The organism is Caulobacter segnis ATCC 21756 (assembly GCF_000092285.1).
GTDB lineage: Bacteria > Pseudomonadota > Alphaproteobacteria > Caulobacterales > Caulobacteraceae > Caulobacter > Caulobacter segnis.
The window spans coordinates 2,601,911-2,619,443 of the sequence record NC_014100.1; the positions used below are offsets into that span (position 1 = coordinate 2,601,911).

The window sequence follows — 17,533 nt, forward strand, 5'->3', positions numbered from 1 at the left end:
CGCCGGCTGAGAATAGTCATGTGTTGATTTCGCCCATTCAGAAGGACGTCGTTCGCTATAGACGTCAAACTTCCGCACGGCTCACACTCGACGCGTTCTTACGAATATACCTCGTCCTCTCATGTCGATTGACTGGAACAGGCCGCATAACTTTCAAAAGACTTGAAAAGTCCGATTCACATCTCTCGCCTGCGTCAAAAGACCACAGCACACGCCCAAATTCACCCCGGAAATCCTCCCTTAACGGACCGGGCTCACCTTAACACCCACTGCGGAATGGACAGGTCTGGCGCGCACGAGCGTACCGGTCTTCGCCGCGAGGAAAGATCGGTGGAGCGGATTTGATGCTGAAGAGATTTGCGAAAGCCGGAAACGCCATCGACCGGGCTCAAGTCCTGGAGGCGCTGCGGGCCAATGTCATGGTCGCCGACGCCAAGCTGAACATCACCTATATGAACAGCGCCGTGCGCGCCCTCCTGGAGGAGAGCGAAGCGGACATTCGCAAGGAACTACCGAACTTCAGTGTCGCCAAGCTGGTCGGCAGCAATATCGACGTGTTCCACAAGAACCCCTCCCACCAGCGCGACATGCTGGCCAAGCTCACCAAGCCTCACAGCGCCACGATCCGCGTGGGCAAGCTGGCCTTCGATCTGCTGGTCACGCCCCTGCGCGAGAGCGGTAAGACGACGGGCTTCGTTGTCGAGTGGGCCAACGCCAAGGAACGCCTGCTCAACATGGACTACACGGCGCAAATCGCCGCGATCAGCCGATCTCAGGCGATGATCGAGTTCACTGTGGACGGCACCATCGTCAACGCCAACGAGAACTTCCTCGAGACCATGGGCTATACCCTGGGGGAAGTCGTGGGGCGCAAGCACAGCATGTTCACACAGCCTGACTATCGCGACAGTCAGGACTACGCCGACTTTTGGGCCAGACTGGTGCGCGGCGAGTATCAAGCCGCCGAGTTCACCCGTGTCGGCAAGGGCGGCCATGTCGTTACGATCCAAGGCTCTTACAATCCGATCCTCGATGACAGCGGGAAGGTCGTGAAGGTCGTCAAGTTCGCCACGGACGTCACCAAACGGGTCGAGGCGGTCAACGAAATCGGTGCGGCTCTGACGGCCTTGGCGCAGGGCGATCTCGAACAACGAATCGAGCGGGCCTTCATCCCGGAACTCGATAAACTGCGCTTGGACTTCAATCGGGCGTTGGAGACCCTTCAGGGCACAATGCAATTGGTCGGGCGCACGGCCGCGACCATCCGCGCCGGAACAGACGAGATCAGAAGCTCTTCGGATGATCTGTCCAAGCGCACCGAACAGCAGGCCGCCAGCCTGGAAGAGACGGCCGCCGCGCTCGACGAGATCACCGCCACCGTCAAGCGCGCGGCCGACAACGCCACGCAAGCCTCGTCGGCGGCGTCCAGCACGCGAACCGAAGTCGAACAGTCCGGCGCCGTGATGCGCGAAGCGGTTTCGGCGATGGGCGAGATCGAGCAGAGCTCTGGGCAGATCACCCAGATCATCGGGGTGATCGACGAAATCGCTTTCCAGACCAACCTGCTGGCGCTGAACGCCGGCGTCGAGGCCGCGCGGGCCGGCGAGGCAGGCCGCGGTTTCGCGGTCGTGGCCCAGGAAGTGCGCGCGTTGGCGCAACGCAGCGCTGACGCCGCCAAGGAAATCAAGGCGCTGATCGCCAGCAGCACCGCCCAGGTCGGCCGCGGCGTGAAGCTGGTGGGCGATACGGGTCAAGCCTTGGGCCAGATCGTCGAAAAGGTCGCCCAGATCGACAGCCTTATCTCGGAAATCGCCACTTCGTCGCGCGAGCAGGCCACCGGGCTCAACGAAGTCAACGCGGCGGTGAACCAGATGGATCAGGTCACCCAGCAGAACGCGGCGATGGTCGAACAGGCCACCGCCGCAGCTCACTCGCTGCGGGAGGAGACTCAGTCGCTGACCGAGTTGATCGGGAAGTTCCAATACGGCGATAGCGCTGCGGCGGCTCCGTCGGCCGCACCGCCCAGGTCGCCCGTCCACGCGGCTCAGCAAAAGATCAAGGCCTTCGCCGGCGCCCGCCCAGGCGCTGCGGCCAACGCCGCCCTCAAAACCGAAAACTGGGAAGAGTTCTAATGACCGAGCCCGCAACCGCCGGCCAGCTAGAGTTGATTTCCTTTGAGATCGGCGGCCAAGAGTTTTGCATCGACATCAGTGTCGTGCGGGAAATTCGCGGGTGGACCCCCGCCATGCCGATGCCCCAGATGCCGGAGTACATCCGCGGCGTCATCAATCTGCGTGGGGTGGTGATGGCGGTGCTCGATCTGCGAAACCGCCTGGGCCTTGGCCGTACGGAACCTTCGTCGCGAAACGTCATCGTCGTCGTCCAACTCCACGACCAGATGGTCGGCCTGCTGGTCGACGCGGTTCAGGAGACCTTCATGGTCGACGCCGAGCGTCTGCAATCCCCACCGGCCATGGACGCGACCGTCGATATGTTCATCGACGCGATCATCCCGCTTGAGGGGCGGATGCTCAGCCGCCTGGTGGTGAGCGCGTTGATGCCTGGCGGCGTGGCGCTGGCGGCTTAGCAGGCCTGTGTTGCGGCCAGCCGAGACAACAAGGGCCTGCTAGGCGCGCCTAGCGGGCGATTAAAACAACGATCCGCCGCGGCTCCTCCGCGGCGAAGTTGTCGTCGGCGAAGAGCGCCAGCGTTCGCTTGCCGCCGATGAACGGTCCCCAGGCCATCGCCTCGAAATTCGCCGCGCCGCCGGGCAGCCGGTCGAAGTTGACGATCAGCCGCTTGGCCAAGACCCGAACCGGTTCCTCGACCAGATCGCGACGCCCGACGACATTCTCCCCCGTGGCGACGTCGACCAGATAGAGCCTGCAGTGATAGGCGAAGCGTCCTTCGGCGACCTCGACGCCAGAGCGCTCGAGCACCAGAAGCCGGCGCGCATCGAGCGCCAGGATATCGCTGACGCCATTGTCGCCTCGCCGGGCGGGCGCGGCCTGGATCGGGTCGAGGCGGTAAGCGTACTGAGCCTGGAGGCGTCCGGCGCGATCCAAGCGGGAGATCCGAGTGACGCCGCCGCGCGCGACCGTGCTGACCGCGCCGTCCTCGATCAACGGCGCCTCCATGGCCAGCCACATCCACCGGCCGCCTGGGGAAAAGCTCACGCCCTCGAAGGTCAGGTTCGGCCGCGCGCCCGAGGCCTTGGTCGGATCGAAGCGGAAGGCCGACGGCGCGCTCAGGTCGCCGGCCCAGCGGCCATCGCGATTCATGCGACGCAGAGACGGGTCAAATCCCCTCGCCTCGTCCCCCTCGCTGCTCCAGACGAGCTCTCCGGTCCTAGGATCGATGCGCAGCGCCTCGGCGTCCGCGCGCTCGCCGGATGCGCTCTGCGTGGCGGGAAAGGTCGAGCCATCGGGTCGGCGCAGAGGAACCTGTCGCGTCAGCCGCAAGCCCCTCACCGCGCGCGCGTCATAGTCGAGACGGCCGACGAAGAACCGCGCCGGCGCCTTGTCCGACCGATCGTCGGAGATCATCAGCCAATCGCCGGTTCGCGGGTCGTAGTCGGCGCCCGAAACGCCGCCGAACGGCGCGCCGTCGACGTTCAGGCCATTGGGAAGATCAATCGTTCCGATCAGCTTGAGCGCCAGCGCGAGGCCAAGGACGGCGCCAAGGTTCATTTCAGGACGCGGACCGAAGCGCGCTCGATCAACTCGACATTGAACACGATCCGGCGACGCGGCTCGCCTGGCGCGCCCATGCGACGGACCAGGGTCTCGACGGCGGCGGACGCCATGTCCTCGACCGGCATGTCGATCGTGGTCAAGGGCGGCGTATGCAGTTGGGCCCAAGGGATGTCGTCGAAGCCGATCACCGAGACATCGCCGGGGACGGAAAGACCCAGGGCGCCGATATGGCGCATGGCGCCGATGGTGATCAGGTCCGCGCCCGCGATCACCGCCGTCGCCTCGCGGCTTTCCAAGGCTCTGGCGACCGAGGGTTCAAGATCCAGCGAGAAGGCGTTGTGGACATGCCAGACGAGGTTGGCGCGCTCCCGGACGACGGCGATCGCGCCCTCGGCGCGCTGGCGGGCGCTGGAGGCGGCGTGAGGTCCCGAAATGACCCCGATATTGACGTGCCCAGCGGCGATCAGGTGTTCGGCGGCCAGACGCCCGCCCTCGGCGTAGTCGGCCTGGATCACGTCGTAGCCGGGCAGGTTGCGGTCCAGCACCACGGTGGGCACGCCCTCGATCAGCTTGCCCACGGGACCATCGTCGGCGATCGGGAACCAGATCACCCCGTCCACGCCGTGGTCGATCAGCAGGTTCACCGCCCGCTGCTCGGCCTCGTCGGAACCTTCGGTATCGGTCAGGAACACGCTGTAGCCGTGCGCCCGCGCGGCCTGGATCACGCCCTGCGCCAGGCTTGGGAAGAAGGGATTGGTCAGGTCGGGCAGGATCAGCCCTATCGCGCCGGTCTTGCCCGTCTTCATCGCCTTGGCGCTCTGATTTGGCCGATAGCCCAGCTCGGCGGCGACCTTCAGGACATGCTCGCGGGTGGTCTCGCCGACCGAGCCCGCGCCGTTGATCGCGTAGGAGGCGCTGGCCAGGGAAACCCCGGCCGCCTTGGCCACCTCTTTCAGGGTCGCCCGCCGCCCCAACGCGGACTTGGACGACGGATCGTTAGGCGGCGGATCGGATTTGGCCATGCGTGGATTCCGTGGTGTGGCCACGAGGTGAAAGCTTTCAGGGCGGGCGTCAAGAACGGGATTGGGGCGGGTCGCAACAACCCGCCCCGCGAAGGACGCCGCAAGGGGTGGGAGGCGCCCCGCGTCCGGGTCAGAACCGCGCGCGCACCGACAGGGTGTAGGTGCGCGGCGCGCCGACGAAGTAGCGGTCCAGCGTGCGGTTGTTCGGGGTCGCGGCGGTGTAGCCGAACTCCGGCTGGGTGGCGGTCGAGCCGCTCACCGCGCCGATGTACGCCTCGTCGAACAGGTTATCGACGTTGAACTGGAAGCGCAGATCGGGAAGCCCGCCCCCTGCCCCTTTGGCGCGCTTGAGGTCATAGGTCGCCGTCAGCCCCACCAGGGTATAGCCGTCGATCGTCTCCACGCCGATCTCCTGGAAGGTGGTCGGGACCACGATGTGTCCGCCGACGCGGTCGCCGACATAGCGGACGTTGGCGTCGATCTTCAGCCCTTCCAGCGGCTTCCAGCCGACCTGGGCGAAGGCGCTGTTCTTGGGGATGTCGCGCACGTCCGCGCCGCCGATCACCGCCACGGCGGCCAGCGCCTTGCGCGCCGCGCTGCCTACGGCCGGATTGTCGTGCTTGGCGTCCTGGCGCGAATAGGAGCCGTAGAGATCGAAGGCGCCGAAGTCGTAGTAGCCGGTCAGCTCGACGCCCTTGGTCTTGATCCCGGCGATGTTGACCGCCTTGGTCGCCACGTTGCCGCGGACGACCTCATCTGGGTCCAGCGCGGCGGTCGGATCGCGGGGCACGATGCCGACATTGTTCTTCAGCGACACGTCATAAGCCTGGATCGAGAAGGCCATGTTCGGCTTCACGTAGCGCAGGCCCAGATCGACGTTCTCGGTGGCCACGGGGTCGAGGTCCTTGGGGCTGATCACCGCCGTCGAGCCCAGGAAGGCGTCTTCGGGGATGCCCGCGAAGTTCTTGGCGTAGCCGCCGAACAGCTCCCAAGCGTCGGCCAGCTGGAAGGTCGCGCCGAGCTTGGGGTTGATGTCAGAGTGCTGCGAGAACTTGACGTTGGCCCGGTACTCCAGCGGCGACTTGGCGTCGTATTTGACGTTGTACCAGGTCACGCCCAGATCGACCTTCAGCCGGTCGTCGAAGGCGCGGATCTCGTCCTGGGCGTACAGCATGGTCGTCTCGACGGAGGCCGACCGCTCGTACTCGACATAGTTCAGTTTCGAGCGATCGTAGGCGACGCCCTGGGCGGAGTTGAGGATCGGATAGAAGTTGCGCTTCTCGGTGGAGTCGCCGCCCTCCCACCAGCCGCCGAAGCGCAGGGCGTGGGCGCCGAAGCGGGCCTTCAGCTCACCGGTGACGCCGTAGCGCTCACGGTCGCGCGGCGTGACGCGCATGTCGGCCGGACCGCCCAGGAGGTTGCTGTTGCGCAAGGTGGTCAGGGTCGGCCGCACCGCCCCGCCATTGGCGTTGTAGCCCGTGACCGCGCGCGGATCGCCACCGGTCAGAACGCGCTGGCGATCCTGGTAGCGAAACGACTCACCCTTCAATGACTGGTAGTAGGGATTGACGTCCAGGCTCAGCGCGTCGCTCAGCACCATGTGGCTATTGGCGTAGGTCAGCCAGTCCTTGCGCCAGCCGCCCAGCGCGCCGCCGAAATCGACGTCCTTGGCGGGAATTCCGGTGATCGCGTCCAAGGCTCGGTCGCTGTGCGGCGACGCCTCGAACTCGCCCTTGGTGACGATGTTGAAGTCGTTGTCGGTCTGGTCGTTGTACGAGACCCGGGCCTTCAGGAACGAGCCATTGTCGAAGGCCTTCACGACCTTCAGCTCATAGTGATCGCGTTCCGAACCGCGGCTCTCGCGTCCGGCCCAGACGTCGTTTTCCTGGTGCGAATAGGTCAGGTAGCCCGACAAGCCCGGCGCGATCTCGCCGCTGTCGACGCGGCCATAGATCCGGCGGAAATCGAACGAGCCGACGCCCGCCTCAACCGTCGCGCCGAAATCCTTGCGCGGCGCGTCGGTGACGAAGTCGATGAAGCCGCCCAGGGCGAAGCGGGACGGCGCGCCGATGTCGCCGGCGCTCTGCGAAACGGTGATCTTGCCGACATTGCTGCTTTCGATGAAGCGCTGCGGCGGCGAGCCGCCGTTGAAGCGGCTGTCGCCGGTCGGGATTCCGTCCAGGGTCAGGCCGATCTGCTCGTCGCTGAGGCCGCGCATGTAGATCTCGAACGAGAAGCTGCCGCCGCGCGCGTCGCCGGTCGAGACCTGCACGCCCGGGACCTTGACGAGGGCCTGGGTGATCTCCGCGCCCAGCGGGCGCTCCTGGATATCCTCGGCGCCGATCGTGAAGGTGGCGCGGGTCAGACCCGAGCCGAAGCGCTCGGCGGTGACCACCACCTCATCGATGGTGTCGGCGCCCGCCGACGCCGGGGTCTGGGCCAGGGCGGGCGCGGCCATGATCAGGCTCAGCGCGCTCGAAACCAGCAGGGTGGACATCCTCATACTCAAAGCCCCCTCAAGGCGAACCGCGTCAACGGCGTCGGAACGAATTAGTGAAACGTTTCATATCCAATTTCAATGACAGTTTCATCACGAGCGAAAGCCGCCTTTGGCCTGCTCGTTCTGGCGTCAATCCTTGAGAATATGAACTTTTCTCGCGCAGGTCGGCCTTCGAGAAGGATCTCTGAGGATCTGCCGGACGGAGCATTTATGCCCGACACGGGACTATTTCATTGAAACGTTTCACCCTATAGGATCGCAACGCACCGGTCGGAGGGCACATGGCGGACAACGAAACCGCGCGGGCGCTGTTGGGCGTCGTGGCGTTCCTAGGCCTGGGCTGGCTGCTGTCGGAGAACAAGCGCGCGCCGCCGTGGCGCGCCGTCTTCGTCGGCCTGGCCTGCCAGGTCGGCCTCGCGCTGCTGCTGACCAAGGTTCCCGCCGTCACCGCCGCCTTCGCCGCCGCGACTCGCGCGGTCGACGCGCTGCAGGCCGCGTCCAGGGCCGGCTCCAGCTTCATGTTCGGCTATCTGGGCGGCGGACGGACCCCGTTCAGCATGGCCGACCCCAGCGCCGCCTTCATCTTCGCCTTCCAGGCCCTGCCCGCCATCCTGCTGGTCGGAGCCTTGTCGGCCCTGCTCTGGCACTGGCGGGTGCTGATCGTGATCGTCCGCGCGGCCGCCTGGGCCTTCGGCAAGCTGTTCGGCGTCAGCGCCCGGTCGGCGTCTCGACCTCGGCCTGCGTGTTCCTGGGGATGGTCGAGGCGCCGCTGCTGATCAAGCCGTTCCTGCCGCGCCTGACCCGCGCCGAGATCTTCATCATCATGGTCGATGGCCTGTCGGTGATCGGCGGCTCGATGATGATCGTCCTGGGCTCGCTGATCTCGGCCAAGGTGCCGAACGCCTTCAGCCACCTGCTGATCGCCTCGCTGATCAGCACCCCGATGGCGATCGGCATGGCCCGCCTGATCATTCCGGGCGAAGCCAGCGCGGCGCACGAGCCGATCGTCCTTGCCAGCCCCTATCGCAGCAGTCTGGAGGCCCTGACGTTCGGCACGCTGGACGCGGTGAAGATGGTGCTGAACATCGCCGGCCTGCTGATCGTCTTCGTCGGGCTGATCGCCCTGATCAACATGGGTCTGGCCGCCCTGCCTCATGCCGGCGCGCCCATGACCCTCGGCGCGATCCTGGGCTGGCTGCTGACCCCGATCGTCTGGCTGACCGGCGCGCCCCTGCCCGACCTGCAGACCGTCGGCGCGATCCTGGGGACCAAGGTCGCCGCCAACGAGGTCGTCGCCTACAGCGACATGATGGCCCTTCCGCCGAGGGCGCTCAGCGACAAGAGCCTTCTGATCCTGACCTACGCCTTGGGCAGCTTCGGCAATGTCGGCAGCGTGGCGATCCTGATCGGCAGCCTGTCGGCCATGGCCCCCGACAAGGTCGGCGAAGTGGTCGAGTTGGGCTTCAAGGCTCTGGCGGCGGCCTTCCTCACCATCTGCATGACCGCCACGATCATGGGGCTGATCGGCGCCTGAGCAAGGCTTCGGCCGCCGCGACGCCGGCCTGCGCGGCCTCGCGTGGCGATCCGCCGGCGACGAGGACCGCCAGCGCTCCGCCCGCGAAGGTGTCGCCCGCGCCCGTGGCGTCCGCGACGGCCAGAGGCGCGACCGGAAGGTCGAACGTCTCCCCGCCCGCCTCGACGCGGACGCCCTCCGCGCCGCGCGTCTCGAACAGGACCTGACCGCTGGGTCGCGCGCCCTGGCGGCCGGCTTCCAGTCCCGCGCGCTCCCCGGCGTTGCAGAAGATCACGTCCGCTCGATCCGCTAGGCGCGCCGCCAAGTCCGCTGGGAAACAGGCCGGGTCGTCCTTGATGATCCAGGCCAGTCGGCCCGCGGCCGGGAACGCGTCCAGCAGGCGGCTCAGAATTTCGGGCGGCCCAGCGGCGATCACCAGCCAAGGCGCGGCGGCGGCGAGGCGCGCCTGCGCGGGAGCCAACGCCGCGGGGCCCGGCCGCAGCAGGCATCCATAACTTCCATCGGCCTGGTAGATCAGCAGGCACCGCGTGGACGACGCCGAGTTCAGCCTCGCCACGCCGTCCGAAAGGACGCCCGCCTCGCGGCAAGCGGCCAGATAGGCGTCGCCGTCGGCGTCGTCTCCGACCCAGGTCAAGGGCGCCGCCTCGATCCCCACCAAGGCCAAGGCCGCGCTGGCGTAGAGCGCCGCGCCGCCCGCGCGCGGCCAGGCCGCCTCGCGCATCAGCCGCGTCCCGCGCCCCATGAAGACGCCGTCGACCTGGATCACATAGTCCATCGTCGCGAAGCCCGCGACCACCACCGACGCCATTGCAGACTCCTCTCGCCGCCCGCTTGACTGAAACGTTTCACTTGTTAGTTTGCAAGGAGATTTTGCTTCCGGACGACCTTATGCAGCCGCCTGTCTTCATCGCCTTCACCGGCGTCGATCGTCTCGATCTGCTGCCGGGAATGCGGCGGCTCTCGGCGCGCTATCCGATCGAGTGGGGCGTGCTGGTCGATCCCGAGCAGGAGGATAAGGCGCTATTCCCCGCCGCCCCGGTCCGCGAGGCCCTTCTGGAGGCTCGCGACCTGCGCTGGGCGGCGCATATCTGCGGCGCCGCGGCGCGGGCGATCGTGGCCGATCCGCTGACCGCGCCGCCGCCCCCGGCCGGCGTCCAGCGGGCTCAGGTCAATCACGGCTTCCAAGGCAGCGACGCGGCGCAGATCGCCGCAGCCCGCGACTACGGTCGCCGGCTGGGCGCGCGGACCGTGCTGCAATGTCAGGGCGACTTCCCAGGCGAGGCGGGCGTCGACTGGCTGTTCGACGTCTCGTTCGGCACGGGCGTGAAGCCCGACCGCTGGCCAGCCCCTCCCGCCCCTGAAGGCCCCTTCTGCGGCTATTCGGGCGGCATCGGCCCTGACACGGTCACCGAGATCCTGGCCCGCATCGCCGCGCCCGACGGCGCGCTCTACTGGATCGACATGGAGTCGCGCGTGCGGACCGACGGCGCCTTCGACCTGGCCAAGTGCGAGGCGGTTTGCCGCGCGGTCTACGGATGAGCGCCCCGCCCAGGCTGGTCATCCTCGACACCGATCCCGGCGTCGACGACGCCCTGGCCCTGCTCTATCTGAGCGCCCGCTCCGACCTGAAGCTGCTGGCGATCACCACCGTCTTCGGTAACGCCGACGTCGAGACCACGACCCGCAACGCGCTGTGGCTGCGCGACACGATTGGCTTGTCGGCGCCGGTCCATCGCGGCGCCGAAGCGCCGTTGAACGGCCCGCGCGGCGCTTCGCCCGTCCATGTGCATGGCGAGAACGGACTAGGCGACATCGACCTCTCGGGTCCCTCCTTGCCGGCGCCGGACGCCGGAGCGGCCCACGCGCGCATCATCGAGCTTGTCCACGCCAACCCGGGAGCGGTGACCCTGGTGGCGATCGGTCCGCTCACCAACCTGGCCCTGGCCCTGCGCGACGCCCCCGATATCGCCAGTCTGGTCGCCGGCGTGACGATCATGGGCGGCGCCTTCGCGCAGGGAAACGTCACGCCCTATGCCGAGGCCAATATCCACAACGATGCAGAGGCGGCGGCGGCGGTGCTCGAAGCGCCCTGGCCCGTCACCTTGGTCCCGTTGGACGCCACCCGATCATGCGTGCTGTCGACCTCGGCCGCACGCACGGCCGGCGGCTTCGTGGAGACGATCACACGCGGCTACGCCGCCGCCTACGCCGCGCACGAAGGGCTTGACGGCTGCCCGCTGCACGACGTGGCCGCCCTTGTGAGCCTGACCGTCCCAGAGCTCTTCACCGCCAGGACAACCGCCGTGGGCGTCGGCCAAGGCGGCGAACGCCACGGCCAAACCCTGGCGATCGCCGACGGTCCTCCAGTGCGCATCCATGTCGAAGCCGACGGCGCCGGCTTGGTGGAGCACTTCCTGCGCTCGATCACGCCCCGAAAGCACTCGACAAGCGCAGTTTCGAACTAGCCTGGGCGCAGACGCGCCTTTGCGGACATCAGGCTCGCCACGAGCGGCCATCCGTCGACGGGCTGGAGACCAACTCCCGGCCCATTGGCTGTAACTATGTAACCCGTTCTCAGAGTGGTTCTCAAAAGCTATAGAACCACCATGCCGAAGACGAGGACATGGTGGCGGAACCTGGGTGGCCTGCTGGCCGCCTGTGTCCTGGCGCTGCTTGTCGTCACCCCAATGGTCGCTTCAGCCGCTTGCGTCTGCGACGAGCGCCCGGCCAGCGCCCATCAGACACTCCAAGCCGACCAGGAGCACGACAGCGCGCCCTGCAAGGCCGTCTGTTGCCTAGGCGGCCACTGCCACCATGGCGGATCTCTGCTCGACACGCCGCCTGTCGTCGTCGCGACGCTCGCGCCGGCCGCGACTAAACACATCGTGGCCCCGGCCCGCGCGCTGGCCTCGCGCTCGCCCGCCCCGCTCGACCAACCGCCTCGCGCTTGAGGACCCGCGCGCATCCCGCGCGCCATCGTCCTGTCATCGCGAGGAACCTTCATGTCATCGAACCGATGGCCGCTACGCGCGGCCTTGGCGTCCGCCGTCTGCGGCGCGCTATGTAGCGCCGCCGCGGCCCAGACCGCGCCGCCGCTGGAAATTCTGCTGCGCGAAGCCACGGCGCCGCGCCTGATCGTCGGCGAGGCCGAGACGCGCGCCGCCGAGGGCCGCGCCTCGCAAGCCCAGGCCCGCCTCAACCCAACGCTCGATCTCCAGGTCGAGAACATCGGCGGCGACCGGCCCTATCGCGACTTCCAGAGCGCCGAGACCACGCTGTCGGTCGGCCAGACCCTGGAGCTGGGCGGCAAGCGCGGCGCTCGCGCGGCCGCGGCCCGCGCCGAGGTCGACATCGCCCGGTCGCGCGCCGGCCTCAGCCGCATCACCTTCGCCCGTGACCTGGCTGTAGCCTACGCCGCCGCCGAGGCGGCCAGTGAGCGGCTGGACGTCGCCCGGGAGGGCGTGGAGCTCGCGAGGGCCGACGCCCGCGCTGCGCGGCTGCTGGTCGACACCGGCAAGGAAGCGGAGTTGCGCGCCCTGCAAGCCCAGGCGGCGCTGTCGGCGGCTCAGGCCGACGTCGAGCGCGCCGAGGCGGAAGCCGGCGGCGCTCTGGCGCGGCTGGCGGCGCTGACCGGCGGGGAGCAGACCTATACCGCCGTGACTCCGGGGCTGCTGGACATGCCCTCGTCGCCTGCCGCCTCAGATGATCCCCCCCTGACGGTCGCCGTCGCCGAGGCCGAACAGACCGCCGCCTCGCGCAAGCTGGATCTGGAACGTCGCCGCGCGACGCCGGACGTCACAGTCAACTTCGGCATCCGGCGACTGGCGGGGGACGACGCTACCGCCGCCGTGGCCGGGATCTCGCTGCCGCTCCCCCTATTCGACCGCAATCGCGGCGCGGTGAAGTCGGCCCAGGCCGAGGCTGACGCCGCTCGCGCGCGCCTGGCCATGGCTCGCGCCGATGCGGTCGCGAACCGGCGTGAGGTCGAAGGCGAGGCGCGCGCCGCCGACCGTATCGCCCTCGCCGCCCGTGAGGGCGAGGCCGCGGCGCGCGAGGCCTATCGCCTGGCCCGCTTGGGCTACGAGGCCGGCAAGCTGCCGCTGATCGAACTGCTCGCGGCGCGCCGCGACCTGATCGCCGCACGCCAGCGTCACATCGAGGCGCGCCTGGCGCGCGCCAAGGCCACGGCGGACCTCGCCCAGGCCCACGGACAAATCGCCTTTGGAGGCGCCCAATGACCGACCGCAAGTGGATCCTGGCCGGCGCGGCCACGGCGCTGATCGCGACCGCCGGCCTGGGCTTCGGCCTCGGCCGCCTGACCGGCAAAACGCCTCCCGCCGTGGAGGGACATGCCGAGGAAGAGCCCTCTCACGAAGACGGCTTCGTCGCCCTCTCGGCGGCGGACGCCATCAAGGCCGGCATACTGACCACCACGGTCGGACGCGGCGGCGGGGCGGAGTTGGTTTTGCCCGGCCGCGTGACGCTCGCCATCAACGCCTCGGCCGCTCTGGGCGCGCCTGTGTCGGGCGCGGTCGAGCGCGTCCATGTCGCCGCCGGTGATCGCGTGGCCGCCGGCGCGGTCATCGCCACCTTGCGCAGCGCCGAGGGCGCGAGCGCACGGGCCAATGTCGACGCAGCCTTCGCCGCGGCTCGCGCCGCCCAAGCCGCCGCCGCCCGCGACCGCCGCCTGTTCGAGGCTGGCGTCGTCGCCCGTCAGGATTGGGAAGTCAGCCAGGCCGCCGCCGAAAAGGCCCAGGCCGACCTGCGCGCCGCTCAAGCCCAGGTCGCCGCTCAAGGGACGCCCAGCGCCGGCGGTCTCGCCAGGCTGCGCTCGCCGATCGCCGGGATCGTCACCCGCATCGACGCCCGCGTCGGCGGCTTCCTAACCCAGGGTGGGCTCGTCGCTGAGATCGCCGACCAGAGGGCGGTTGAATACGTTTTCGACGCCCCACCGGCCTCGGCCGACGCGATCAAGGTCGGCGATACGGTCATGGTCCAGCAGCCAGACGGCGGTGAAGCGAGCGCCCGCATCGTCGCCGTCGCGCCCAGCGCGCCGGGGGCCGGCGCGGCGGTGGTCCGCGCAAAGCCGACCACGCCCGCGCCACAGATCGGTTCGATCGTCTCGGCCCGGGTGATCCTGGCCAAAGGAACAGGTGGCCCAACCGTGCCCGCAGACGCCGTCCAGACCCTGGAAGGCCGCACCGTGGTGTTCGTCGCCGAGCCCAAGGGCTTTCGCGCCACGCCGGTCATCACCGGCCGCAGCGCCGGCGGCGCCGTCGAAATCCTGAAAGGCCTGAGCGGCGGCGAGATCATCGCCGGCAAGGGCGCCTTCCGCCTGAAGGCGGAGCTCGGCAAGGGCGAAGCGGGGCACGAGGACTGATCATGTTGGACCGCCTCATCGACCTTTCGGTCCGCTTCAGGTGGATCGTCGTCCTGCTGGCCGTAGCGCTCTTCGCGTTCGGCCTGCAGCAGCTGTCGCGCCTGCCCATCGACGCGGTGCCCGACATCACCAACCGACAGGTGCAGATCAACACCATCGCCCCCGCCCTCGGCCCCGAGGAGGTCGAGCGCCAAGTGACCTTCCCGCTGGAGACGGCCCTGGCCGGCGCGCCGGGCCTGGTCGAGACCCGCTCGCTGTCGCGGCACGGTTTCTCGCAGATCACCGCCGTCTTCACAGAGGACACCGACCTCTATTTCGCGCGCACCCTGATCAACGAGCGCCTGCAGGCCGCTCGCGCCAACCTGCCCGACGGACTGGAGCCAGGCATGGGGCCGCCGGTCACGGGTCTGGGCGAGGTCTATATCTGGACCGTCGAGTTCAAGGACACGGCGGCGCGCAGCGGCGCTCCCTACGTTACGCCCGAAGGTGAGATCCTGCGGACCGACATCGAGAAGGCGACCTATCTGCGCACGGTCCAGGATTGGATCGTCGCCCCCCAGCTGAAGACTATCGACGGCGTCGCCGGGGTCGACGTCCTGGGCGGTTACGTCAAGGAGTACGCCGTCCACCCCGACCCGGCCAAGCTGGCGGCGCGGGGCATCAGCCTTCCGCAGCTGGTGGAGGCGCTGGAACACGCCAACCGCATCGCCGGGGCGGGTTACGTCCAGCGTGGCGGCGAGGCCTATATCGTGCGCACCGACGCCCGGGTGAAAAGCCTGGCCGAGCTGGCCGACACGCCGATCGGTCGTCGAGGCGGCGCGGTGGTCAAGGTCTCGGACGTCGCCACGGTCGCCATCGGCCACGCCCCGCGCCTGGGCTCGGCCAGCGAGAACGGCCGCGAAGTGGTGATCGGCACCGCCCTGATGCTGGTCGGCGAGAACAGCCGCACCATCGCCGCCCGCGTCGACGAACGCTTGAAAGCCATCGCCCCCAGCCTGCCGCCGGAGGTGATCATCAAGCCGGTGCTGGACCGCACCCGGCTGGTCGACGCCACGATCCGTACGGTCGAGCACAACCTGACGGTCGGCGCCCTGCTGGTCATCGCCGTGCTGTTCTTCGCGCTCGGAAATTTCCGCGCCGCCCTGATCACGGCCCTGGTCATCCCCCTCTCCTTCCTGATCGCCGCCATCGCCATGCGTAGGTTCGGGATCAGCGGCAACCTGATGAGCCTGGGAGCGCTAGATTTCGGCCTGATCGTGGACGGCGCGGTGGTGGTGATCGAGAACACCCTGGGGCGCCTTGCGCTGCGGCGTCAGAGCGAAGGCCGCGACCTGACCGCGGCCGAGCGCCTGTCCGTCGCGGTCGAGGCGGCCAAGGAGATGGCTCGTCCCGCCGCCTTCGGCCAGGCGATCATTCTTCTGGTCTACGCCCCGCTGCTGACCTTCGAAGGCGTCGAAGGAAAGATGTTCACGCCAATGGCCGCCACGGTGATGTTCGCCCTGGCCGGCGCCTTCCTGCTCTCCCTGACCCTGGTGCCGACCCTGACCGCCCTGGTGGTGCGCGAGCCCAAGGGTCACGACGAAACGAAAGCCATGAGGGCCGTCCGCACGGGCTTCGAGCCGGTGCTGCGCGCCGCCGTCGCTCGGCCGAAGGCGGTGGCCGGCGGCGCCGTCCTGGCGCTGATCCTTGGGCTCGTCGCCTTCTTCGCCTTGGGTCGTGAGTTCGCTCCGACGCTGGATGAGGGCGACCTCCTGGTCCAGGCCAGCCGGGTGCCCTCGATATCGCTGGAGGAAAGCCAAGCCATGCAGTTCGAGGTCGAAAAGGCGTTGTCGTCCCAGCCCGAAGTAGCCCTGGTCTTCACCCGCACCGGCACGGCCGAGATCGCCTCGGACCCGATGCCGCCCAGCGCCTCGGACACCTTCGTGATCCTCAAGCCCCGCAAGGATTGGCCGGATCCCAGCCTGCCGAAAGCCAAACTGGTCGAACGGATGGAAGGCGACCTGAGCAAGCTGATCGGCAACGCCTACGAGTTCACCCAGCCGATCCAGATGCGCTTCAATGAACTGATCGCCGGCGTGCGTTCGGACGTAGCGGTCAAGGTCTACGGCGACGACTTCGCGGCCATGAGCAAGACCGCCGACCAGGTCGCCGAGACCCTTCGCAAGACGCCCGGGGCGGCGGACGTGAAGGTCGAGCAGATCTCCGGCCAACCGACCATCACCGCCAGCGTCGACCGCACCGCGGCCGCAGCCCTGGGCGTCCATGCCAGCGACGCGGCCGATGCGCTGGAAATCGGCCTGGGCGGCCGCGAGGCCGGCCATATCCTGGAAGGCGACCGACGCTTCGACGTGGTCGTGCGCCTGGACGACGCCAAACGCGCCGACCCGGCCGCCATGGGCCAGCTCCCAGTTGTCTCGGAAAGCAGCGACGGCGCGCCATCGCTGGCCATCCCGCTATCCAGCATCGCCCGCTTCGACACGGCCGAGGGCCCCAACCAAGTCAGCCGCGAGAACGGCAAGCGGCGGATCGTGGTCCAGGCCAATGTGCGGGGCCGCGACCTGGGCGGCTTCGTTAAGGAGGCGCAGGCCGCCGTGGCCAAGGACGTCCCGCTACCGCCCGGCTCCTGGCTCGACTGGGGCGGTCAGTTCGAGAACCTGGAACGGGCCAGTGCGCGCTTAGGCCTCATCGTCCCGGTGGTGTTCCTGGTCATCGCGGTTCTGCTGTTCATGGCTCTGGGCTCCGCGACGGAGGCGGCGCTGGTCTTCGCCTGCGTGCCTCTGGCCCTGGTCGGCGGGGCGCTGGCTTTGCTTCTGCGAGGAATGCCGTTCTCGATCTCGGCGGCGGTCGGTTTTATCGCCGTCTCGGGCGTGGCGACCTTGAACGGTCTAGTCCTGATGCAGAGCATCAAACAGCGGATCGCGGGCGCGAGCGACGTGGCCACCGCCGTGATCGACGGTACGGTCGGCCGCCTCAGGGCGGTGCTGACGACGGCGCTGGTGGCGATCCTGGGCTTCATACCGATGGCGCTGGCCATCGGTCCCGGGGCCGAGGTCCAGAAACCCCTGGCGACGGTAGTGGTCGGCGGCCTGCTGACCTCCACCGCGCTGACGCTGCTGGTGTTGCCCAGCTTTTACGTCTGGCTGGCGAGACGGCGGATGGGGCTACCCCATTAATCGGCGGAAGCTGCCTTTCACGCCACTCCGGTCGCGAAATCGCCGAGAAGGGCAAAGCGGCGTGAAAGGCAGCGGCGCTGTCGCCGCTACTCCCACTCGATCGAGGCTGTAAGGCGCCCTGAACGGACATCTGGCGGGCGCCCGAACAGATATTCGGCTCCATACCGCATCCGAGCCTTACGACCGCTTCGGCACGAACATGCTAATGCAATTGACTCGCAATATTATC

14 protein-coding genes are annotated in these 17,533 nt (G+C 68.2%); 10 read left to right on the forward strand and 4 right to left on the reverse strand.

Annotation, left to right across the window (positions count from 1 at the left end; translation table 11 throughout):
• Window positions 1–344: 344 nt before the first annotated feature.
• Window positions 345–2,132 (forward strand): methyl-accepting chemotaxis protein, encoded by a 1,788-nt coding sequence (locus CSEG_RS11940; protein ID WP_013079488.1) that lies wholly within the window; start codon window positions 345–347, stop codon window positions 2,130–2,132.
• The gene (locus CSEG_RS11945; protein ID WP_013079489.1) at window positions 2,132–2,587 is read left to right on the forward strand and encodes a chemotaxis protein CheW; all 456 of its coding nucleotides are present in this window, start codon (window positions 2,132–2,134) and stop codon (window positions 2,585–2,587) included. The genes CSEG_RS11940 and CSEG_RS11945 overlap by 1 nt, the downstream gene beginning before the upstream one ends.
• Window positions 2,588–2,636: 49 nt before the next feature.
• On the opposite strand, the gene CSEG_RS11950 is transcribed toward CSEG_RS11945, so the two are convergent.
• The 3 genes from CSEG_RS11950 to CSEG_RS11960 form a co-directional block, all read right to left on the reverse strand.
• The gene (locus CSEG_RS11950; protein ID WP_013079490.1) at window positions 2,637–3,689 is read right to left on the reverse strand and encodes an esterase-like activity of phytase family protein; all 1,053 of its coding nucleotides are present in this window, start codon (window positions 3,687–3,689) and stop codon (window positions 2,637–2,639) included.
• Complete coding sequence (locus tag CSEG_RS11955) at window positions 3,686–4,717, reverse strand: LacI family DNA-binding transcriptional regulator (protein ID WP_013079491.1); 1,032 nt, start codon at window positions 4,715–4,717, stop codon at window positions 3,686–3,688. Before CSEG_RS11955 ends, CSEG_RS11950 begins: the two co-directional genes overlap by 4 nt.
• Before the next feature lie 130 nt (window positions 4,718–4,847).
• The gene (locus tag CSEG_RS11960) at window positions 4,848–7,214 is read right to left on the reverse strand and encodes a TonB-dependent receptor (protein ID WP_227878831.1); all 2,367 of its coding nucleotides are present in this window, start codon (window positions 7,212–7,214) and stop codon (window positions 4,848–4,850) included.
• Window positions 7,215–7,498: 284 nt separating this feature from the next.
• Here CSEG_RS11960 and CSEG_RS21585 point away from each other — a divergent pair, with 284 nt between their 5' ends.
• Together CSEG_RS21585 and CSEG_RS21590 are read left to right on the forward strand one after the other, a co-directional pair.
• The gene (locus CSEG_RS21585; RefSeq protein WP_053463751.1) at window positions 7,499–7,993 is read left to right on the forward strand and encodes a Na+ dependent nucleoside transporter N-terminal domain-containing protein; all 495 of its coding nucleotides are present in this window, start codon (window positions 7,499–7,501) and stop codon (window positions 7,991–7,993) included.
• Complete coding sequence (locus CSEG_RS21590) at window positions 7,960–8,751, forward strand: nucleoside transporter C-terminal domain-containing protein (RefSeq protein WP_157038991.1); 792 nt, start codon at window positions 7,960–7,962, stop codon at window positions 8,749–8,751. Before CSEG_RS21585 ends, CSEG_RS21590 begins: the two co-directional genes overlap by 34 nt.
• Here the strand turns inward: CSEG_RS21590 and CSEG_RS11970 are convergent.
• Window positions 8,729–9,559, reverse strand: coding sequence for a carbohydrate kinase family protein (locus CSEG_RS11970; protein WP_013079493.1), 831 nt, complete (start codon window positions 9,557–9,559; stop codon window positions 8,729–8,731). The two genes, CSEG_RS21590 and CSEG_RS11970, sit on opposite strands and share 23 nt — an antisense overlap.
• A gap of 80 nt (window positions 9,560–9,639) precedes the next feature.
• On the opposite strand from CSEG_RS11970, the gene CSEG_RS11975 reads away from it, so the two are divergent.
• From CSEG_RS11975 to CSEG_RS12000, 6 genes are all read left to right on the forward strand, one after another.
• The gene (locus CSEG_RS11975) at window positions 9,640–10,290 is read left to right on the forward strand and encodes a beta/alpha barrel domain-containing protein (RefSeq protein WP_013079494.1); all 651 of its coding nucleotides are present in this window, start codon (window positions 9,640–9,642) and stop codon (window positions 10,288–10,290) included.
• Window positions 10,287–11,216 carry a nucleoside hydrolase gene (locus tag CSEG_RS11980; protein ID WP_013079495.1) on the forward strand — a complete coding sequence of 310 codons (930 nt, stop codon included), beginning with the start codon at window positions 10,287–10,289 and terminating at the stop codon, window positions 11,214–11,216. The genes CSEG_RS11975 and CSEG_RS11980 overlap by 4 nt, the downstream gene beginning before the upstream one ends.
• A 141-nt stretch (window positions 11,217–11,357) precedes the next feature.
• Entirely contained in the window at window positions 11,358–11,702 is a 345-nt protein-coding gene (locus CSEG_RS11985; RefSeq protein ID WP_013079496.1) for a hypothetical protein, read from the forward strand.
• A gap of 51 nt (window positions 11,703–11,753) precedes the next feature.
• A complete protein-coding gene (locus CSEG_RS11990; RefSeq protein WP_013079497.1) occupies window positions 11,754–12,989 on the forward strand; it encodes a TolC family protein in 1,236 nt (411 codons plus the stop codon).
• Window positions 12,986–14,131, forward strand: a complete 1,146-nt coding sequence (locus tag CSEG_RS11995) for an efflux RND transporter periplasmic adaptor subunit (protein WP_013079498.1) — start codon at window positions 12,986–12,988, stop codon at window positions 14,129–14,131. The genes CSEG_RS11990 and CSEG_RS11995 overlap by 4 nt, the downstream gene beginning before the upstream one ends.
• 2 nt (window positions 14,132–14,133) lie before the next feature.
• Window positions 14,134–17,304: an efflux RND transporter permease subunit gene (locus tag CSEG_RS12000; RefSeq protein WP_013079499.1), complete on the forward strand. Its 3,171-nt coding sequence runs from the start codon at window positions 14,134–14,136 to the stop codon at window positions 17,302–17,304.
• Window positions 17,305–17,533 lie beyond the last annotated feature (229 nt).